Annotated in this window: 14 protein-coding genes; 5 read left to right on the top strand and 9 right to left on the bottom strand. The window is 42.2% G+C overall.

What is annotated here, in order from left to right:
* On the bottom strand, window positions 1-813 hold the full coding sequence (locus ACXAH9_RS02420) for a polysaccharide biosynthesis protein (protein ID WP_474893293.1): 813 nt from the start codon (window positions 811-813) through the stop codon (window positions 1-3).
* A 71-nt stretch (window positions 814-884) separates the two neighbouring features.
* Between ACXAH9_RS02420 and asnB the strand changes: the two genes are divergently transcribed.
* Both asnB and ACXAH9_RS02410 read left to right on the top strand, forming a co-directional pair.
* Window positions 885-2,747 (top strand): asparagine synthase (glutamine-hydrolyzing), encoded by a 1,863-nt coding sequence (gene asnB, locus ACXAH9_RS02415; RefSeq protein WP_474893292.1) that lies wholly within the window; start codon window positions 885-887, stop codon window positions 2,745-2,747.
* The gene (locus tag ACXAH9_RS02410; protein ID WP_474893291.1) at window positions 2,744-3,808 is read left to right on the top strand and encodes a glycosyltransferase family 4 protein; all 1,065 of its coding nucleotides are present in this window, start codon (window positions 2,744-2,746) and stop codon (window positions 3,806-3,808) included. The genes asnB and ACXAH9_RS02410 overlap by 4 nt, the downstream gene beginning before the upstream one ends.
* Before the next feature lie 795 nt (window positions 3,809-4,603).
* Here the strand turns inward: ACXAH9_RS02410 and ACXAH9_RS02405 are convergent.
* Entirely contained in the window at window positions 4,604-5,791 is a 1,188-nt protein-coding gene (locus ACXAH9_RS02405; RefSeq protein WP_474893290.1) for a tol-pal system protein YbgF, read from the bottom strand.
* Between the two features lie 16 nt (window positions 5,792-5,807).
* On the opposite strand from ACXAH9_RS02405, the gene ACXAH9_RS02400 reads away from it, so the two are divergent.
* Together ACXAH9_RS02400 and ACXAH9_RS02395 are read left to right on the top strand one after the other, a co-directional pair.
* Window positions 5,808-6,455 carry a hypothetical protein gene (locus tag ACXAH9_RS02400; protein WP_474893289.1) on the top strand — a complete coding sequence of 216 codons (648 nt, stop codon included), beginning with the start codon at window positions 5,808-5,810 and terminating at the stop codon, window positions 6,453-6,455.
* A gap of 419 nt (window positions 6,456-6,874) precedes the next feature.
* Window positions 6,875-9,835, top strand: a complete 2,961-nt coding sequence (locus tag ACXAH9_RS02395; RefSeq protein WP_474893288.1) for a glycosyltransferase family 117 protein — start codon at window positions 6,875-6,877, stop codon at window positions 9,833-9,835.
* A 75-nt stretch (window positions 9,836-9,910) separates the two neighbouring features.
* Here the strand turns inward: ACXAH9_RS02395 and ACXAH9_RS02390 are convergent, their stop codons facing one another.
* The 7 genes from ACXAH9_RS02390 to ACXAH9_RS02360 form a co-directional block, all read right to left on the bottom strand.
* The gene (locus ACXAH9_RS02390) at window positions 9,911-10,243 is read right to left on the bottom strand and encodes a T9SS type A sorting domain-containing protein (protein ID WP_474893287.1); all 333 of its coding nucleotides are present in this window, start codon (window positions 10,241-10,243) and stop codon (window positions 9,911-9,913) included.
* Between the two features lie 172 nt (window positions 10,244-10,415).
* Window positions 10,416-11,912: an NAD(P)H-hydrate dehydratase gene (locus tag ACXAH9_RS02385; protein WP_474893286.1), complete on the bottom strand. Its 1,497-nt coding sequence runs from the start codon at window positions 11,910-11,912 to the stop codon at window positions 10,416-10,418.
* Between the two features lie 6 nt (window positions 11,913-11,918).
* Window positions 11,919-13,133 (bottom strand): NADH-quinone oxidoreductase subunit D, encoded by a 1,215-nt coding sequence (locus tag ACXAH9_RS02380; protein ID WP_474893285.1) that lies wholly within the window; start codon window positions 13,131-13,133, stop codon window positions 11,919-11,921.
* A 99-nt stretch (window positions 13,134-13,232) separates the two neighbouring features.
* Complete coding sequence (locus ACXAH9_RS02375; RefSeq protein ID WP_474893284.1) at window positions 13,233-13,715, bottom strand: NADH-quinone oxidoreductase subunit C; 483 nt, start codon at window positions 13,713-13,715, stop codon at window positions 13,233-13,235.
* On the bottom strand, window positions 13,705-14,244 hold the full coding sequence (locus ACXAH9_RS02370; RefSeq protein ID WP_474893283.1) for an NADH-quinone oxidoreductase subunit B: 540 nt from the start codon (window positions 14,242-14,244) through the stop codon (window positions 13,705-13,707). The genes ACXAH9_RS02375 and ACXAH9_RS02370 overlap by 11 nt, the downstream gene beginning before the upstream one ends.
* Window positions 14,241-14,699 (bottom strand): NADH-quinone oxidoreductase subunit A, encoded by a 459-nt coding sequence (locus tag ACXAH9_RS02365; RefSeq protein ID WP_474893282.1) that lies wholly within the window; start codon window positions 14,697-14,699, stop codon window positions 14,241-14,243. The genes ACXAH9_RS02370 and ACXAH9_RS02365 overlap by 4 nt, the downstream gene beginning before the upstream one ends.
* A 62-nt stretch (window positions 14,700-14,761) precedes the next feature.
* On the bottom strand, window positions 14,762-15,391 hold the full coding sequence (locus tag ACXAH9_RS02360; RefSeq protein WP_474893281.1) for an LON peptidase substrate-binding domain-containing protein: 630 nt from the start codon (window positions 15,389-15,391) through the stop codon (window positions 14,762-14,764).
* Between the two features lie 50 nt (window positions 15,392-15,441).
* On the opposite strand from ACXAH9_RS02360, the gene ACXAH9_RS02355 reads away from it, so the two are divergent.
* The gene (locus tag ACXAH9_RS02355) at window positions 15,442-15,918 is read left to right on the top strand and encodes a hypothetical protein (RefSeq protein ID WP_474893280.1); all 477 of its coding nucleotides are present in this window, start codon (window positions 15,442-15,444) and stop codon (window positions 15,916-15,918) included.
* Window positions 15,919-15,942 lie beyond the last annotated feature (24 nt).

Here is a 15,942-nt window from a genome sequence, read left to right as displayed (position 1 = left end):
TTATGAAATTAAAATGGATGAAGAGCTGACTCCTCCAACTTCTTCATGAAGCTTATCGCCAGGACGTAATCCAACGATTTCGATTTCACACTCCGGTGCTATTTTTCTTGCAAGATCCATCACACGAAAAGCACTCATATCTGGTGTGAGTATTGAATCCGTCTCTGTTGAAATAGCATTCATGATGAAATGAGCCGCCTCCTCCTGCGCAATGCAAAACCTGGTAGCATCGGGATGAGTCACTTTGATAACTCCATTCTCTCGCTGCTTCTCAAATGCTTCAAAAACTGAGCCTCTGGCTCCTATGATATTTCCTAAACGTACCACTTTGAACCGCTCAGAAGATGTTTCGTTTGCTGCCAACCAATCTCTTTCAGCTTCCAGTTTGGATTTTCCATACACGCCAATTGGGTTCACCGCTTTATCCGTAGAGATAAGAATTGCCCTGGAGACATCATTCACCTGGCACGCGTCTATAACATTCTGAGTGCCTATCACATTTGTCTTATGGCATTCCCCGGGATTTTTCTCGGCCATTACCACATGCTTGATGGCCGCTGCATGAATAACGTAATCCATTCCTTCCAGAACTTCTGTGAGACGCGGCAGATCACGAACATCACCCAATTTATAGTCTAACATTGGGAATTTCTCAGAAGGAAATGCTTCCATCATCTCCAATTGCTTGATTTCATCACGAGAAAAAACAAGTATGCGGTGCACTCCTGTGTCGGCAAGTTCCCTCACCAGAGCTCTTCCCAAAGTACCCGAGCCCCCTAAAATGGCGATATTTTTCCCAACGAAATCTGACATTTGCGTTATTCTTCATAGCAAATAAACAAATTGATGCTAACATAGCAGTCAGAATTTCGATCTACGACCGAATGTGTGGCATAACCGGATATATACATCACTCAAATAAGGCTCCAGACCTCAGGAAACATTTGGAGTCAGCCACCCAATCCCTAAAATTCAGAGGGCCTGACAATCAAGCCACCTTTCATCATCAATCGGTTGGACTAGGACACACACGCCTTTCCATCATTGATACGTCCGAAAAGGCCAATCAGCCGATGACGGATCAAACCGGAAGGTACACACTAGCATATAATGGCGAAATCTATAACTACAGAGAACTAGCAAAAGAGCTGACAATAGATTTTTCATCTACATCAGACACGGAGGTCTTATTATATCTCCTGATTAAGGAAGGAAAGCAATGCCTTCCAAAGCTGAATGGTTTTTTTGCCTTTGCGTTTTATGACTCCAAAGAAGGATCACTACTCATTGCACGGGACCGAATGGGAATCAAGCCCCTTCATTACTATCAAAATGAAGACTTCTTGGCATTTGGGTCAGAAATGAAGGCGCTGTTTCAATTTCCTATCCCAAGGCAAATTGACCAGTCGTCGCTCTATTGGTACCTAAGACTGACCTATCTGCCTGCTGACATGAGTATGATTGCTGGTGTAAAAAAGGTAAAACCAGGTCATTTTATTCACATCGCCAATTCTAAAGTAGAAATTAACTCCTATTGGGATTTTGAGTCGCAAACCCTTTTCAATGGTCATTACTCCGATGCAAAAGACCAGACGGTTAAACTTCTGGAGCAATCCGTGCAAAGGCGAATGGTTGCCGATGTTCCTTTGGGATCCTTTTTAAGCGGGGGTACAGACTCTTCTGCAGTTGTGGCCATGGCTTCTAAATTTGATACAGACCTACACACCTTCTCCATTGGTTACCGGGATCATGACTTTTTCGATGAAACCAACTTTGCAGAACTGGTTGCCACAAAATTTAATACCAATCATACCACCTTCTCACTGACAAACGAAGATCTACTGAACAGCCTAAATGGTGTACTGGAGTATATCGATGAGCCGTTTGCCGACTCGTCTGCCATTCCCACATTCATTTTATCCCAGCATGTGAGTAAGCATATTAAAGTGGCTTTATCTGGGGATGGAGCAGATGAATTATTTGGCGGTTATTACAAACACCTGGCTTTTCAGCGATCAGGAGAAAAAAACCTACCAAATTATATCATTAAATGGCTGGCCCCTCTGCTAAGTACTTTACCATCATCTCGTTCTTCAAAGTCAGGGAATTTGGCCCGAAGAGCAGCTAAATATGCCCAACTGATGCAAATGGATTCATTTGATAAGTACTGGCACCTTGCATCTTTTAACCCCTCTGCGGAAGAGTTAATGATTAACCCACCTGTAAATGAAGTAATACGCTCATTTGCGGAATCATATCAATTTAATGATGAAAAGTTTGATCTTAATAATTTTCTAGATCTGGATCTTAAGATTGTATTGCCTGGAGACATGCTCACCAAAGTGGACTTAATGTCCATGGCTAACAGCCTGGAGGTCCGTGTCCCATTCCTCGATAAAGACTTGGTCTCTTTTGTCAGATCGCTTCCCCCGCACTTTAAGGTCGACAAAAATCGTAGGAAGACTGTGCTTCAAGATGCTTTTGAACATATTCTCCCCAAAGAACTTCATCACCGCTCAAAGAAAGGATTTGAGGTACCTATGTTAAGTTGGATGAAGAATGAATTAAATGCATCCATCAATGAAGTGGTTTTTGATCAGGCATTTCTTGAAGAACAGAGGATATTTACTCCCTCACAAGTAATGGGACTAAAAGAAAAACTTTTCTCACAGAATCCCGGAGATGTTCACTCTACAATATGGACGATTTATGTTTTTCAGAGATGGTATAAAAAGTGGATATCATGAAAAATTTGTTTCTGGTACTTCATAGAAAAGATCGTTCGCCCGGCCAACGCTACAGACACGAACAATACCTTGAATATCTTTCTGAAAATGGTATTAACTACACGATTAGCCCACTTCTAAAGACAGAGAAAGAAGATATGACTTTTTATGGAAGTCAAACAATTCCAAAAGTTTGGGTTGGTGTAAAAGCGCTTTTTAGAAGATTTTTCAGTGTGCTCTCCGCCGGAAAGTATGATGTTGTATATATCTATAGAGATGCATTCTTCTTCGGAACATTTTTTGAAGATTGGCTCAAACGAAAGAAGGTGAAAATCATCTACGACTTTGATGATGCCATTTGGCTGATGGATGAAAATCCAAATCAGGGAGTTTTTAATAAACTCAAGAATCCGGAAAAGACAGCTGAAATCTGTCGCATTGCCGATCTAGTCATCGTCGGGAATGAATACCTCAAAAAATATGCTTCTCAATACAATGCAAACATTCAAATTATTCCAAGCACGATAGATCTTGAAAAGTACCATACAGAGAAAGTGCATTCAGAGAAGATTTGCATTGGTTGGACGGGGAGTTTTTCTACTATCAAACATTTTGAAACGGTCCTACCTGCTTTAGAAAAGATCAAAGATTTATTTAGCGAAATGGTCTATTTCAAGGTAATTGGAGATCCAACATATGCATTTCAACCACTCGATATTACAGGGGTAAAGTGGAACAGTGAAACAGAAGCCGAAGATCTTGCTGAACTGGATATTGGGCTGATGCCACTACCTGACAATGAGTGGACAAAAGGAAAGTGCGCCATGAAAGGCCTACAATACATGGCATTGGAAATACCAACAATCATGTCACCTGTAGGTGTGAACTCAGATATTATACAAGATGGTGAAAATGGCTTCCTTGCTTCTACCACAGAAGAGTGGGTAGAAAAACTATCAATTCTGATTGAGGATGCTGAATTGAGAAGGAAGATTGGAAAGGAAGGAAGAAAAACGGTTGAGAAGGATTTTAGTGTAGAAGCGAATAAGGATAAGTGGCTGAGTGCTTTTCAGTTTGATTGATCTGATATCTGGTTTTAAAGAGGGTTTCTGACCTTAAGCCGGTCGGGCTCTTCATTTTTGGCTTAGCCCAAAAACGAATCGCAGCGGCGAACCGCCAAAAAACCCAAGGCTATGAATAAATTCCTAAAATTCAGACTGTTAGGTAGATGAAATCCAAACTCGATACACTCAAACAGTGGATTTCAATCTCGATTATCTTTGTCTGAATTTCTTAACGGAATTTCTTCAAAGGCCACCTCAAAACCCCAAAATCAAAGAATTTCTCCCAATTTTGAGTTTTGACCTCAATCACTCGATGGAATAAGTGCTATTCAAAGTAAATATCTCTCCCCTTGGTCGAGATGACAAAATTGGTAGGGGTTCACTAATTACATATCCTTTAATCGCCCCCGAGCCTTTTCGTGCACCGGATGTTTTCTTTTTGCAGCTTTTTTTACCTGTTCATAAGTAACCTGAGTTCGATGTGAGAAATATAAAAAACACCATAAATCCCCTCCTTGGAGGGGTGGGGATGGGTTTTTACACAAATGTTTTTCTTTTTAAGCCAATTTTGATTCAAAAATGACAGCTTTATGAATTACCCACCTCTTCCTCAGAAACGTCTGACCGCTCCCAAGAGGAGACTTTAGAGTCATTTTTGAAACAAAATTGACTTTCTTACATCGAGATGACGTTACGTAAATCTCCGCCAGATTTTCGTTACCTTTTGACCTCAATTACTTGATGGAGTAAGTGCTATTCAAAGTAAATACCTCTCCTTCCTGTCGAGATGACAAATTGGTAGAGGTTCTCTATTTACATTTCTTTCAGTCGTCCCCTCGCCTTTTCATGAGCGGGATGTTTCCTTTTTGCTGCTTTTTTCACCTGCCTGTAATAGTTTTCAGCGAGATCTTCGTCACCTTCTGCTTCAGCAATTCTACCTAGATGATAGAGGGAGTAGAAATAATAACCCATCTCAGTTGCCTGTGCTTCTTCAGCATATTTCATTCCTCTCTTATAATAGTCTTTTGCTACTGCATAGTTTCTCCTCATCTCATTTACGTGACCCAAAAAAAAGCATGCATATCTTCCACTATTTGCCTCATACCCCGTCTGTCCACTATCCAGCCGTTGGAGTATTTCTGAAGCAACTCGCTCCGTCTGAGAATACCTTCCGGCTTGATACAGTAATCGGGCGTAGTAGCGATGAAAATAGGCATTGGCCGGAAACTGATTGTTGAGGTACTGGCTAACCTGAAGAGCTCCTGCAATATCATTTTCTTCGGTGGATAGAATACGCATAAGATAGTACTGAGCTTCTGTACGGGAATAAAATGCATTCCTTGCTACCTCCTTCAGCTGTTTAATCCCCTTTTCCTTGTCTCCTTTTGGGAAAAACATCATGATCGGTCTTAGCAGTGGATACTCTTCCCTAATCCACTCAGCGTAGTAGTTGAAAAGGGCATCACCAAAGAGTAACTCCGGGCTATATTCTTCATGTCCCTTGCACTCGCCCAGGTACTTTAGGGATCGGCTTCCAGCTAGTGCCGCCTTTCTATACTCCCTACGCTCTGAATATAAGCGACCTTCGAACGCATAAGCAGCAGCCAGGAAAAATGCACCTTCTATCTCGTTGTAATTATCACGAACATTTTCTGCCAAAATTTTCGTGGTGTCCATATAGGCCAGAAATTCCTTGTCCCAGGTGGTGTTATTGTAATCAGGAACGATTCGCCACCAGTAGTTGAGTCCCTTTAACAAATAGGGAAGCGGATGCCAGGGATACTCATTTTGCAGATAGCTAAAGTGATTGTGTGCCTTTTTGAACTCAAAATTGTACATTGAATTGATGGCTGCTGTACTCTCAATTTGAATGAACGGATTGACTAATAAACTGTAACGCGCACTGTCTCCATCCGCCGATCCGTTTGACCGCTGAGCCTGAACACTCACCGAGAATAGGATAAGGCCTGACAGGATGATATTTTTGACGTTCAATTGCATTCAATCGCAAATCTAAATGACTGACCGATTAACTACGTATCGAAAACAGTTTCTTGAAAATTGGTTCGATTTTAACGGCGCAGGTATGTTTTTCATTATCTGTTTGACGTACATCGCGCTGCTTTTCGTGAAACGTATCTTCATCATTGACTCCATCGCAGCGTTTGAAGTGCTAAACGAACGTGGGGACATTTGGGTATTTGACATCCTATACGGCATCCAGTATTTAAGTGTTCCTATCTTTTTGGCCTGGAAATGGACATGGACAACACTTACGCTGTGGATCGGTTGCTTCATGTTTGGCTATCGTGTTCATTTCAATCAGCTCTGGAAAATGGTCATGCTGGCTGAGATCGTTTTCTTTTTGCCAGAAATAGCCAAAGTACTTTGGTTCACCTTATTCTATACCGACCCGGACTACAACGATTACATGGCCTTTTATCCATTCTCGCTCATCAACCTGGTTGATTACACACAAATCGCACCAAAATGGCACTATCCGCTAAAATCAATTAATATTTTCGAAGTGCTCTACTGGCCTGTGCTCGTGTTGGGAGTCTACTTTTTGAGCGGGAAAAAGTTGAAATATTCAGCTTACATTGTTTTAAGTACATATGTCCTTTTCTTCTTTGTATGGCTGGCGTTCTATCTGGCGGTGTATTAGGATTGTGTTAGTTAGTATAACATACTCCCCTCCTGGGAAGGGGATGGGGTGGGTAAAGTCACCAAATAATATAAACGATCATTTCGTATTACCCACCTCTCACTCCGATACGTCGAACCGCTCCAGGGAGGAGACTATAGGCTCGTTTATATTATTTAATGACTTATTAATCACAGTCAGGATCTCAGTGGCCCACCCGCCCAGCGCCGGTGTGGCCGCAAGGATTGTGCGGTGGGGCGTTCCAAATAATTCTAAAAGATGTTAAAAAACTCATCCGATTGCTGATGTCTCCGTACAATCACTATCAAAACGGACATATTTCAATACCTTGCAAAACCATTTGTTATTCAAATCCAATCGTGCAATTTCCTTAAAACTTCAGGTTAATTGCTATTTTCGCCCTTCACATTAATTCAACTATGGGATACCAAAAGATCAACATCATCACTGGCTGGATTGCCTTTCTTGTGGCACTCGTCACTTATTGCCTAACAGTAGAACCTACTGCGAGTTTTTGGGATGCAGGAGAGTTCATTGCATGCTCTTACAAGCTTGAGGTGCCACACCCACCGGGAGCTCCATTCTTCCTGCTGACTGGTAGAATGTTTTCACTGCTAGCAGGTGGTGACGTAACGCAGGTGGCGTATTGGGTAAATATGCTGAGTGTGGTGAGTAGTGCATTCTTTGTGCTCTTCATATTCTGGTCGATTACGCACCTGGCTAAAAGAGCACTGAAAGTTAAAAAGGGAGAAGAGACCACTACCGATACCATCCTGATCATGGGGACTGGTTTAGTTGGTGCGCTGGCCTGTACCTTCTCCGATTCGTTTTGGTTCTCGGCAGTAGAGGCTGAAGTGTATGGTATGTCTGCCTTTTTCACCTCGTTTGTATTTTGGGCGATTCTGAAATGGGAGAATATGGCCAAAGAGCAGGACCGTGCCAGATGGCTGATCCTGATCGCTTATATGATGGGACTTTCTATAGGGGTTCACCTGTTGAACCTGGTTGCGATCCCGGTTTTAGGCCTGATCGTCTATTTCAAATATTATGAGAAAGTCACCAGAAAAGGCATTATCTATACGATGCTTATCTCGGCTGCCATTGTACTTATTGTACTTGAGGGAGTCATTCCGGGACTACCTTCCATGGCTGGAAAAATCGAAATATTCTTCGTAAATGGTCTTGGGCTTCCATTTGGATCAGGCGTGATCTTCTTTGGCCTGTTAGTAGTTGGAGGATTGGTTTACGGAATTCATTATTCCATTAAGAAAAACAAGTATGTCCTAAATACTTCACTATTAGCATTGGCATTTATCCTGATCGGATACTCTTCTTATGCCATTGCTGTAATCAGAAGTAACTATAACCCGCCGATTGACGAGAACAATCCGGAAGAAATCATCTCTTTCGTATCCTATCTTAAAAGAGAGCAGTACGGAAGTCGTCCTTTATTTAAGGGACCTTACTACACTGCTGATCTGATTGAAAACAAAAAGGGAGCACCTGTTTACATGCGAGGAGAGGATGAGTATGTCATTAAAGACTACAAGGTAACGCAGGTATATGATCCTGCTCATACGACCATTCTTCCAAGAATGTACAGCTCGGATCCAAATCATATTAGAAAATACCGACAAGTGACTGGCCTGCGTGAAGGAGAAAAACCAAGCTGGGGAGATAACTTCTACTATCTCATCGTTCACCAGCTCGGACATCAGTATTTCCGATACTTCATGTGGAATTTCTCCGGCCGTGAAAGCGACATCCAGGGAGCAGGGTGGGTCGGATTAGCAGGAGCATTTGACAAGCTTCCAGAAGTATTAGCGAATAATAACGGTAGGAACATCTACTATGGGCTGCCGCTACTGCTGGGACTTTTCGGCATGTTCATCCAGTACAAAAAGGACGTCAAAATGTTCTCCGCAACAGCGTTGCTGTTCTTTATGACCGGTATTGCTATTGTGCTTTACCTGAATACTCCTCCGATTGAACCACGTGAACGAGACTACATCTATGCCGGCTCCTTCTACATCTTCACGATCTGGATTGGTTTTGGTGTGATGGCGCTTTACGATATACTAAAAAATCTTTCGAAGCAGAAAAAGATTGCGGCAGTGCTTGCTTCAGTGATCGGACTCTCGATACCAGCATTGCTGGCCAGCGAAAACTGGGATGATCACGATCGGTCAGACCGATATTTTTCTGTGGATGCGGCGAAAAACTACCTTTCTTCGGTAGCTCCTCAAGGTGTATTGTATACGGGTGGCGACAATGACACATTCCCATTGTGGTATGCACAGGAGGTAGAGGGCTTCCGGACGGATACCCGTGTGCTTGTATTGAGTTACTACAACACAGACTGGTACATTCAGCAATCTGCAAGACAAGCGTATGAATCCGATCCGCTTCCTTATGGCTTACCTGTTGGTCATTATCAGCAGGGAGGATTGAATGATTATCTACCTGTTTATGAGCGGGAGGAATTGAAAGGCAATGCTATCAATGCGAAGCTATTGCTGAAGTTTATTAAGGATGAGAATCCGGGACTTCAGATACCAACAGCTATCAGCGCCTATAATTCGGTACCAGCACGAACGCTATTCCTGGAGGTAGACACGATGAAAGCAAAGCAAATTGTGCCTGAAGACATGCACGACATGATCGTAGACAAGATGGTGCTAAGAATTAAGGGTCGTGCACTAGAGAAGAAGGACCTGGCCTTCTTGGATTTTTTGGTAAATGCTAATTGGGAGCGACCGATTTACTTGAATAACACTTCAATTTCTCAACTAAACATCGACATGCGTCCGCATGTAGTGCAGGAAGGAATGGCATATCGCGTGCTTCCGATCAGAAACTCTGGAGACGCGCGATCAGGCTATCCAGTAAATACAGAGGTCATGTATGACAATGTGATGAATAAATTCTCTTGGACCAACCTGGACGATCCAAGTGTTTACTACACACAAGATTACCTTGGGTTTGTACTAAACTCCAGATCAACATTCAACACATTAGCTGAGAACCTGATAGAAGAGGGTGATTATACCAGAGCTGCTGAAGTGCTAAAGAAATGCCTGGCGGTGATGCCTGATGAGTCTGTACCATATGACTTTTTCAGCGTTCAGCAGGTAGATATGCTTCTTAAGGTAGGCGAGCCTGAATTGGCCGATCATATTGCTGAGCGTACCTCGATGTATGCTTCGCAATGGCTGGACTTTTACTTCTCTACTGACAGCTCGGAAACGAATGAACTGCAAAAGCAGCTATTATCGTTGAATGAAATAGCCAGAGCCTACCGGGCAAATGGAGAACGAGAGAAAGCAGCAGCGTACGAAGAGCTATTTAATAAATACTACACTCAGCTACAGGGTAGCTAGAAGAGACTGACACAAAAAAAGAAAAACCTCCACATGGAGGTTTTTTTATGTCTTAGATCCTGATGGATATTTGAATCAGTGTTTCAAAAATTTATACGCTTTTTTGAATCGCTTGTCTTCATCCTTTACAATGAGGAAGTAGTAGCCTGTGGCGAGATCCTTCACAGGAATTTTGTATTTGTTAATCGCTACCTCCTCTGGTTTGATTTGAAGTTTATTCCCAATCATGGAGTTTAGTTCAAATTCCGCGTTGGAAAAATCACTATCCAGTTGAACGATGATATGCTCAACGGCCGGGTTGGGATAAATACTGATTCTAGATTCTTGCGCCAGGTCTGATCCCCCTTGGGCAAGGGTGGCTCCACTAAAAAGGAGAGCGAACGATATGATGATCAGTTTATTGCGCATAGTCTTATATACAAATTACGCATTTTTTTTCATATTGTTCCTAATGGTCAGAAAATAATAACCGTTAATTAACGTTTATTAGGGCATTTTCCATTGGATTTTTCAATGAAAGAATTGATTTTAACCAATTGAGGCCGTTTTTAATTTTAATCGATTTTTTAAGTGGCTTTGTCTAATGACACCTGTTCATCACCGATCCTATCGCATTAGGTAAAAATCCAATGATGTCTGAAGCTTGTATCCATGGCATTTCTAATTGCCTGATGGCCTGGTCTCCAGCTAACCCATGGAGGTAAACCCCCAGCTGCAATGCATGGAATGGATTCAGACCCTGAGCCAATAATGCTCCGATCATTCCGGTCAGTACATCACCACTTCCAGCGGTTGCAAGGGCAGGATTCCCCGTGGGATTGAAATAAATTTCTCCCTCTGTAGTACAAACCGCCGAATAAGCTCCTTTCAGAACAACATTCAGCCTGTGCTTTCGACAAAAGCCTCTGAGCTTTTCTAGCTTATCAAAATCGTTCTCCCATTTTCCTACTAGCCGCTGAAACTCTCCGGGGTGAGGGGTCAGAATAGAATCTTTCGGTAATTGCTTAATGAAGCTCTTCTTTTTAGCTAACAGATTTATACCATCTGCATCTATGACCATTGGCTGGCTGGTTGACTTTAAAAATTTCTCAAAAGCATCCTGAGTTTTTTTGCTTGTACCCAATCCGGGTCCTAAGATTACCGAATCTTCCGTATTGGGAATGGACTGAATTTCATTCGTCCCTTTGCCATCTATGACCATCGCTTCAGGAATGGAAATCTGCAGGATGTCAATCCCGCATTTGGGTACACACACATTTATAAGGCCGGCACCCGCTCTGAAAGCAGCCTCAGCACAAAGCACAGCTGCACCCATTTTTCCTTTACTGCCAGCTACTATCATAAGGCGACCCACCTCGTTTTTATGAGTGAATTTTGATCTAGATGGAAATAGTGGTGCTACTCCCTCTAATTCTGTTTGATAAAAGTGCGTCTCTTGCTTTGCAATAAATGACTCATCCAGACCAATATCAATCAACTGCCACTCTCCTACGTACGGATAGCAATCAGGAAGAAAGAACGCCAATTTGGGCACCTGAAAGGAGAAGGTATAATCCGGCTGAAATGCTACCGCCTCTTTTAGGAGTGGCTGATCAGCATATAAGCCCGATGCTATATCAATCGCGAATTTCAGACAAGATTGCTTGTTTAGGTATTCAACTACTTCCTTATAAAATCCCTCAAGTGGACGGGAAAGACCTGAACCAAAAAGACCATCAATGATGATATCACCTTCATCTATATTGGGTAGATCTTTTGCTTCATTAATGACAGCATAAAGCTCAGATCGTTCTAGGTTGGCTTTAAAGTCTTCAGACCCTTCTCGTGTATTACCAACCACATACAAGTAAACTTCCCAACCCTTTTCTTTTAGCAGACGACCAATTGCCAATCCATCCCCGCCATTGTTTCCAACTCCGCAGAAGATTTTCACGGATCTTTTGTCGCGATTGACCTCCATGAATTTTAGCACAAAAGATTCACTTGCTCTCTCCATCAGTTCGAGCGATGAAATCGGCTCATTCTGAATCGTGAATTGATCGGCTTCTCTTATTTGCTGTGCAGAAAGTACTTTCATTGTAGTCTAGCGGTCTACTTCGCCCATATTTAAATCCATAGAACCTAAAATAGCAAATAAATCGGCTAGCATACAGCCTTTGCTGATTTCTGACAGCACTGAAAGATTACTTAGACTTGGCGCTCTGGCCTTGCACCTCAGCGGCTGATCAGATCGTCCGTCTGCTCGGAAAAAGTACCCAAGCTCGCCTTTCGGATTTTCCGCACGAATGTAGAAATCTTGAGCCTTCGGTCTTATTTTCTTTGGAACCATTGCTCGGGGGTCAAATTCTTTGGTCCGCTGATGATCACTTAAAAGCTTCTCGACACACTGTTCTATAATCTTGATCGATTCCCAGCATTCCTGATATCGAACCCAGTTTCGATCCCAGCAATCTCCCACCGTTCCCATTTTTCCTTTGCCAATAGGAACTTCAAAATCCAGCTCAGGATAGACACTGTATCCGTCGACTTTTCTTAAATCATATCGTAAACCTGAACCTCTAAGCATAGGTCCGGTCACTCCGTAATTGATGGCTAGATCTTTAGGAAGCACACCGACATTTGCGGTTCGTTCGATGAATATCTTATTATTGATTAGTAACGTTTCTGAATCCTTCAACTTAGGCTTCAGATAATCTAGAAACTGTTTAGCTCTTTCTTCAAAACCAACTGGTAGATCATAAAAAAGTCCACCAACCCAAATGTAATTGTAGAGCATTCGTGCACCACTGGCCCATTCCAGCATACGCAGAATATGCTCCCGATCGCGCATCATCCAGAGGAAGGGAGTCACAGCTCCAATATCCATCCCATAGGTTCCGATCGCTATAAAATGGGAAGCTATTCGATTTAGCTCAGAGACGAGCACTCGGATATATTCTACTCGTTTCGGTATTTCCTTATCAATGCCCAGCATCTTTTCCACTCCCATCACGAATGCCCATTCGTTGTTCATAGCAGCCACATAATCCATGCGATCGGTGTAGGGGATGGATTGATTGTAAGCCAAAGACTCGGCATGTTTTTCAAAACACCGATGCAGGTATCCCATGTGCGGAATAACATCTACAACGATTTCCCCGTCAGTGACAACCTCCAACCTCAAAACACCATGAGTTGACGGATGCTGAGGACCGAGATTTACGATCATCTCCTCCGTTTTGAGGTCGGATTCTCTATACTTTAAAGGTTCCGACCTATTCAATGGAGAATTAACAATCGAGAATTGAGAATTTTCCATCACTTCAATTTTGAAGATTTAATAATTGAAACAATGAGTCTTATAAGCTCTTCTGACCTTTCAATCAATTCATTCTCCATTATCCATCATCAATTTCAATTAATATTTCACTTTTACTTCATGGTACTTCTCCTGCTCGACATAGTCCTTGCGAAGTGGGTGTCCCTCCCAATCATCGGGAAGCAAAATTCTTCTTAAGTCTGGGTGACCTTTGAATTTTATTCCTAGCAAATCATAAGCTTCTCGTTCGTGCCAGTCGGCTGTTTTCCAGATTTTCGTAACGGAATCAATCACCGGATTTGACCGATTTAACTCGACTTTGAGTGCCAGGCGTAAATCATAAGGAATACTATAGAGATTATAGATCACCTCCATCGCATTTTTTTCTTCGCCTTTGTCCAGACCTGTCAGGCAGGATAATGAATCAAAGTAAGTTTTTTCATAGGAATGAAGAAGGCTACATACATCAATGATATGATCTTTTTGAATCAATAAAGCGCGTGGGCTTGATGCTTCATCTTCGCCATGTACTGCACCAGGTAATTCTGTTTCAATCAAAGATCTTATTTCCTCAAACTGCATCTTTCTCCATTAATTTTTCCAGAGCCTTGGGTCGAATAACTGATTCAGTTCGTATCTTTTCCTGCAATTTCAAAAAGCCGCCAATCAACGCTTCCGGCCTGGGTGGGCACCCGGGTACATATACATCGACCGGAATTACCCGATCTACTCCTTTAAGAACATGGTACCCGTGCTCCCAATATGGCCCTCCACAATTGGCACAGGAGCCCATAGAAATAACGTATTTCGGATCAGCCATTTGCTCATAAAGCCTTTTCACACGATCAGCCATCTTGAATGTAACTGTCCCGGAAACGATCATCACATCTGCCTGTCGCGGTGAGTTTCGTGGGATAACTCCAAAACGATCCAGATCGTAAGCAGAGGCAGAGGTAGACATGAACTCAATTGCGCAGCATGCCAATCCAAACCCGACTGGCCATAAACTACTCAGTCTCGCCCAGTTCAAAAGGTCGTCTAGCTTCGAGACGATAATTCCTCCTTCACCTGACTTTAAAGCTCCAATATTTATTTCTTTTGATTCGCTCATTTGAATTTGTCATATGCGCTTTCCGGAATCTTAGATTGGAAGCTCGAGGTTTTTGGCTTTGGTCTAACCCACTCTAACATGCCCTTTGCCCATACATACGCTAAGCCAACCAAAAGAATTCCAATGAAAATGAATGTCTCAATCATAGAGAACTTACCCCAAAGCCCGTTTGTCTGCTGTATCAATTCTTCTTTCCCAAAAACAGTAGCCCATGGAAAAAGGAAAATCAGCTCTGCTTCAAAAAGAAGAAAAATGAGTGCGACTATGTAAAAACGCACATTGAATTGCCCCCAAGCTGTGCCTGACGGTTCCTCGCCGGATTCATACGTTGTTTGCTTCTCTGGTGTAGGCCTGACGGGACGTAGCATTTTTCCCACCAACATCGTTATCATAAGGAAAGCAATTCCCCCAATGAGAAATAAAAGCACGACCCCAAAACCACTGATTTCGATCATAATGGGAAATTACAGGGAATCAATGAGATATTAAATGAAAAATGGTGCTTAAAACAATTCTACTAAAATTTCAATGGATCCAGGTGCTTGAAGTGACCGTTTTGCTTGATCCGCTCCTGCGCATTTTGTGCCCTTTCCAAAGCAGGAAGTAAATGCTCAAGATGTGCAATTGCGAATTTTAATCGCTCATTCTCATCACTCATGGTCAGAAGTTTATATTCTTCTTCGGGCTTTAGCCCTATTTTATGGCCAATGTCGAACACTGAATTAATCGTTGAGATATCTGGCACATCCAATTCTCCAAGCCAGCCAAAAAGACGAGCAGTCATTTCTTTAAACTGATAAAGCAAGCTTGGGGCAGCCGTATCATCACCAGGAAGCATATAATCAATTTTTCCTCCTGCATACTCTTTATCTCCCCAGGGATTCCAGAAATCCAGTACCTGAAAGGCCTGCTTTGCCTTGGTTTTTATATCCATTCGGCCATCGTCGTATTTTTTTGTTACCTCTACAATCTCCACCTCTGTGCCCAACTCGATCTTATTAAGAACGTAGGAAGGAATGCCAAATGGACTGTTCGATTCCAGGCAATCATGGATTAAAGCTTTGTAGCGGGGCTCGAAGATGTGAAGGTTAATTGCCTCTCCGGGAAACGCCACAAGGTTCAAAGGAAAAAGCGCAATTTCTTTCATAGCGTTGAAAACTCGATAGTGCGAAAATAGTTTGCTACTTTAGACTATAAATGAAGATTGTTCGAATAAATAAAGGAAAAGTAGTGAATCTACCCATCAGATTGATCTCTGCAATAATCATGGTTGTCATTACTATTTCTCTGATGGATGCCCTTCCTGAACCCTGGTCGATTTTTATTGCTATGGCGATAGCTTCTGTCCTTCCCGGAATTTGGTTCGCCTCATATGTCATCATCATCAATGAAGAAAAGAAAACCATATTTGATGGGATTTGGACCATGGGACACAAGTTTGGAAAACCGATAAAATATGAATCGATAGAAAAGATTTTTATTAATCGCGTTAAGACAAAGCAAACGATGTATTCTTTGTCAAACAGACAGAACATAGTAACTAACCATGAATATCGGGCCTATCTAAAACTGGATAATGGAGAAAAGTTTTACCTTCTCAGTCACCCCATTGAGGAAAAGATCGAAGAGAAGGTGACAAAAATCAGAGAGAAGCTTGGTGTGAAACAATCTTAAAAACTCTTTGATGTTTAGTTTTGC

The sequence above is a fragment of the Ekhidna sp. ABH4_415 genome (assembly GCF_056161305.1).
The sequence above is the reverse complement of the archived record's forward strand: the minus strand, read 5'-3'. Positions and strand labels throughout refer to the sequence as shown.

Coding starts and splice junctions, on each gene's coding strand:
- ACXAH9_RS02420 (WP_474893293.1), bottom strand. CDS start 813: ATGTCAGATTTCGTTGGGAAAAATATCGCCATTTTAGGGGGCTCGGGT.
- asnB (WP_474893292.1), top strand. CDS start 885: ATGTGTGGCATAACCGGATATATACATCACTCAAATAAGGCTCCAGAC.
- ACXAH9_RS02410 (WP_474893291.1), top strand. CDS start 2,744: ATGAAAAATTTGTTTCTGGTACTTCATAGAAAAGATCGTTCGCCCGGC.
- ACXAH9_RS02405 (WP_474893290.1), bottom strand. CDS start 5,791: ATGCAATTGAACGTCAAAAATATCATCCTGTCAGGCCTTATCCTATTC.
- ACXAH9_RS02400 (WP_474893289.1), top strand. CDS start 5,808: ATGACTGACCGATTAACTACGTATCGAAAACAGTTTCTTGAAAATTGG.
- ACXAH9_RS02395 (WP_474893288.1), top strand. CDS start 6,875: ATGGGATACCAAAAGATCAACATCATCACTGGCTGGATTGCCTTTCTT.
- ACXAH9_RS02390 (WP_474893287.1), bottom strand. CDS start 10,243: ATGCGCAATAAACTGATCATCATATCGTTCGCTCTCCTTTTTAGTGGA.
- ACXAH9_RS02385 (WP_474893286.1), bottom strand. CDS start 11,912: ATGAAAGTACTTTCTGCACAGCAAATAAGAGAAGCCGATCAATTCACG.
- ACXAH9_RS02380 (WP_474893285.1), bottom strand. CDS start 13,133: ATGGAAAATTCTCAATTCTCGATTGTTAATTCTCCATTGAATAGGTCG.
- ACXAH9_RS02375 (WP_474893284.1), bottom strand. CDS start 13,715: ATGCAGTTTGAGGAAATAAGATCTTTGATTGAAACAGAATTACCTGGT.
- ACXAH9_RS02370 (WP_474893283.1), bottom strand. CDS start 14,244: ATGAGCGAATCAAAAGAAATAAATATTGGAGCTTTAAAGTCAGGTGAA.
- ACXAH9_RS02365 (WP_474893282.1), bottom strand. CDS start 14,699: ATGATCGAAATCAGTGGTTTTGGGGTCGTGCTTTTATTTCTCATTGGG.
- ACXAH9_RS02360 (WP_474893281.1), bottom strand. CDS start 15,391: ATGAAAGAAATTGCGCTTTTTCCTTTGAACCTTGTGGCGTTTCCCGGA.
- ACXAH9_RS02355 (WP_474893280.1), top strand. CDS start 15,442: ATGAAGATTGTTCGAATAAATAAAGGAAAAGTAGTGAATCTACCCATC.